Source organism: Succinimonas sp. (assembly GCF_045225735.1).
In the GTDB taxonomy this organism is placed as follows: Bacteria; Pseudomonadota; Gammaproteobacteria; order Enterobacterales; family Succinivibrionaceae; genus Succinimonas.
The window spans coordinates 1-3,576 of the sequence record NZ_JBGVBR010000409.1 but is presented as its reverse complement, the minus strand read 5'-3'; the positions used below and the strand labels follow the sequence as shown (position 1 = coordinate 3,576).

General features: G+C 51.3%; 2 protein-coding genes. Both read left to right on the top strand.

The annotated features are described in order from the left end of the window. Positions 1-2,585 (top strand): DUF6273 domain-containing protein (locus ACJROR_RS14320; protein WP_406547692.1); only part of this gene is annotated, 2,585 nt, incomplete at its 5' end. Positions 2,586-2,981: 396 nt separating this feature from the next. Then, positions 2,982-3,576: protein kinase domain-containing protein (locus tag ACJROR_RS14315; RefSeq protein ID WP_406547691.1), on the top strand; the 595-nt coding region annotated here is incomplete at its 3' end.

Here is a 3,576-nt window from a genome sequence, read left to right as displayed (position 1 = left end):
CTCCCTTTCAGGCTTACCGCTTTAACGGCAAAACCTACACTGCGGAGACGGATCTATTGCGGGCCATGCTGGAGCAGCCGGAGGCAGGGCTTAAGGATCTCGGCCGGGGTTTTCTTTCCCATCACTACTATGCCTTTAGCGAGAAAAAGGGCGCTCTCTGCGAATATGCCGAGAAGAAGCTGGCTGGGAAGGATACGGGTAATCACTGGGCTAATACCATAATTCTGTACGCCCTCATTTACAGCCTTAATCCGGAGGTCAGGGAGATATGCTTTAACGGTCAGATTCTTAATTCCGTTCAGGATCTGGGCCGGGCCTTTATTGATGCGGGAATAAAGGAAGCACTCCAAAACCATGGCCTCCGGGGCCAGAGCTATCCCTTGACCAATGCGGTAAAGGAGTTTGTGATCTCCGGAATTCCGGAGGACTACGCCGTTACCGTTCTTAAGAACACCGCCGTAAAGGATCTCTTTTCAAAAACCGCCGCTCTCTGGAAAAACAATGAGCATACCGAATCCGATACGGAACTTGCCCTCATTCTGGGATACTCCCTGTGCGAAGACCGGAGACTTCCCGTCGGGGGCAAAATCTATGAGAGTCCCGAAGCCTTCCGAAACGAAATGGCGGCTCTGGTCAGTAAAGACCGCGGGGCCTACATGAAGCTTATGGAGACTGCCAAGAAGGATTTGGATTTTCTGGAAAATAACCTTCCGGATGCCGCATCCCGGGAGGCTCTTTCCCAGGCCCGCGATGACGCCAAATTGGCAGTTTTCGGCGATAACGAGTATCACTTCAAAAACGGTCAGGAGTTCCAGAGCTATATCCAAAAGCTCGTTCATGAAGAAAAGCCCTACGAGATCCGGAGTCTCCTGAACCGCTATAAAACTCCCCTGAAGCAGGTTTCAGAAAAGGTCTGGGGCACAGACTCTCTCGGTAATCTGCAAAAGACCGTGGCAAGCTTTATCCGGATTGGAGAATATCTGTTTACCGGGGAACAGGCATTCCGGGACTTTATTGCCGGAGTTTTGGAGCGGGGGAGAAAGGATCCCGCTTACCTTTTAAGCTTTGTAAAGGCTCACCGGGACTCCCTTGACAGCGCGGCGAGAGCCTTTTCGGGCATAAAGACAAACATCGCCGCTCTTTATGCTGCAAATGACGCCGTCATCGTCTTTGATGAGGAGATGTTCCCTGACATTGCGGCCTTTAAACCCTTTGTAACCGAGACCCTGAACCGCGGACAAAACGATCCCGGTTATCTTCTGGAGTTTGTGAAACGGCATCGGAGCACTATTGACGACCTCCGCAAAAATCCTGAATACGAAGCCGCTCTTAAGCCTCTTACAGACGCTGCCGCAAGTCTTATAGTGCTGGGGAGCCGGATCTTTACTACTGTAGCCACCTTTGAGGCATACCTTAATGAGGTTATCGCAGCAGGGCGTGAGGAGCCCGGTTATCTCTGCCGTTTTGTAAAGAATCACAGCAAGGAGCTTTCCGAGCTCCGCGGGGACAATCGGTGCAAGCAGATTCTGAACGCTCTTTATGCCGCAAGAAACCAAATGGTGGCTTTTGATGAGCTCGTCTTCAGATCCACAGAGGAGTTCCGGAGCTTTATGGATCAGATCTTAAGCAAGGGGAAGGAAAACCCGGCCGGCATCAGGAGGTTTGTCCGGGAGCATGAGAAGGCCCTTGCCGCCCTTAGTAACGTCAGCGCCATGGCACCTGTGGTTGCTCCGGTTATCGCCGCCGGAAACAGCGTTATTGAACTTGACGAATATGTGTTCAAAGATGCAACAGGCTTTACGGGATTTGCCAGAGAATTAGCAGCAGAAAGCAGCAAAAAGCCTCTCCGGGGATCTGATTTCGTTCGGGAGCATAAAGCCGGGCTGGAGGCTCTTATGAACGCTGAAGCGTTAGCTCTGGTGGTAAAGGATCTTCAGGATTTGGAACATTCCGGAGAAAAGGGCGCCCCCATTATGGTTAACGGTACCAGGTATTCCCCGATAACCATTAAGAAGGGGGAATTCATCAAGTTTGGGAGTTACCCTCAGAAAAACGGCAGTGTCAAGGAGCCCATTGAATGGCTGGTTTTGGAGGTTAACGGCGATGAGGCCGTCCTCGTAAGTCGTTACGGCCTTGATTGCAGGCAATATCATAGCGGCGGAAGCATCACTTGGGAAGACTGCGATCTGCGGAAGTGGCTTAACAATGATTTTATGAAGGCGGCCTTCACGGAGGAGGAACAGCAGAGGATTAAGCTCTCAGAGGTGGCGAATGACGATAACTGGGAACATCGTACCCGTGGCGGAAATGATACCCAGGACCGGGTTTTTTGTCTCAGCCTTGCGGAGGCGGAACGTTATTTTAAGAGTGACCGTGAAAGAAGGTGTCAGCCTACGGAACTGGCAAAAGCTCATGGGGCTTATGTTAAAGCTGGCTGTTGTTATTGGTGGCTGCGGTCGCCTGGCAATGATCGGAACTACGCTTCGTGCGTAGGTGCGGGCGGTTCGCTCCGCCCATTTGGTGTCATCGTCGATGATGATGACGGCACTGTGCGGCCCGCTTTACGGCTAATCTGGAATCTGTAATCTTCTAACCTGGGAATCTGGCACGGCTTACCGTGCTTCCTCCTGCTTCTTGGCGGGGGCTATTTTTGTGAGTTCCCGGAGAAAAGAGCCGAGTTCTCTTTCAAAATGTCTGACGCTTATTCTCTTAACTGGAGCAGCCTTTGCAGCGGAACGGACAGGGCTGCCCCTGAGATGCAGAAACACAGCCAAGTTCGAAGTTTTTTCCATTTTTTTTCAAATAGGCCTTCTTTATCAAACTATCATCCCGGGCATTCGGAGATAATCTCATGATACTCATAGATAATTTCGGGATCTGTCTGCTGATAAGCCGTTTTTGTGTTAAAGAAGCTGTTCAGGCAGAGAGCCGTTGGCATAAATCCGTCAGTTGGGATGGGATAAGTTTTTTCGGGAGTTCGCATGTCAGAAACCAAAGTAAACGCCTCTTTCTTGGATAAACTCCGCGGCAAAACCCGGATTAACGACGGGGAATCCCCGGTGCCGGATCTTACCGGGAGAACCCTGGGGGATTTTTATGCCGAGCAAAAGATGACCGTTACCTCCGGAGAGGCAGACATCTATCGCTGTTCCGGCGCGGGGGCGCATGCGGGGAAACGCTATGTGTTGAAATACTACCGCCGGGAGAATGCGGTAAAGCCGGATGTGATTGAAAAGCTTAAAGGAATCAATAATCCCTGCGTGGCTCCCGTGGTAAGCTTCGGCACCTATGAGAAGCATCAGTATGCGGTGCTCCCGTATTACGAGATGCAGGCTCTTTCCGATCTTTTGGCACAGGGGATTCGATTTTCCGAAGATGAGCTCCGCAGCTTCATTATCCCTTCAGTGATTGAAGGCCTTAAAGCACTTCATGATGCGGGAATTCTGCACAAGGATCTCAAGCCCGGCAACCTGATACCGGATGACACCGGGGAGCATATCGTTCTCATTGATTTCGGGATCAGCTCCGATGCCGGAAAGAACACCATTCTGGTAACCCGCACCGGCATGACTCCGG